Here is a 369-nt window from a genome sequence, read left to right as displayed (position 1 = left end):
TTCGCGCTTGCTGGCTGGCGTTAATGGCGACTTGTTCGTCATACTGTCGCGATAAACGAGGGTATTCTTCGGCCTTGTCCTGATATTCGCCGTAATAGAGCCAGAGCAGGCCAGAGACAACTGCAAAAGCACCGAGCATGACGTACTGGCTATTGAATTTCATTCAGTATTCTCTCCCCTAGCCAACGCATTACAGGAACAGCCATTGAGTTGCCGATTGCCCGGTAACGATGGCCATCCGGGCAATTTTCTGCTGTTTTCCCATTCCACGGGATTCGGGTGTGATTATCCGGGAATCCCTGCAACCGCTCGCACTCCACAGGGGTTAAACGGCGCACGGCATAGCCATAATTCACGCCATGAACATCG

General features: G+C 52.3%; 1 pseudogene. It reads right to left on the bottom strand.

Annotated elements, in window-relative coordinates:
* Positions 1 to 167: 167 nt before the first annotated feature.
* A pseudogene (locus tag Xkoz_RS19435) lies at positions 168 to 369 on the bottom strand (DNA cytosine methyltransferase); the annotation flags it as partial.

The sequence above is a fragment of the Xenorhabdus kozodoii genome, assembly GCF_002632875.1.
Lineage (GTDB): Bacteria > Pseudomonadota > Gammaproteobacteria > Enterobacterales > Enterobacteriaceae > Xenorhabdus > Xenorhabdus kozodoii.
This window is presented reverse-complemented; position numbering and strand designations above follow the sequence as displayed.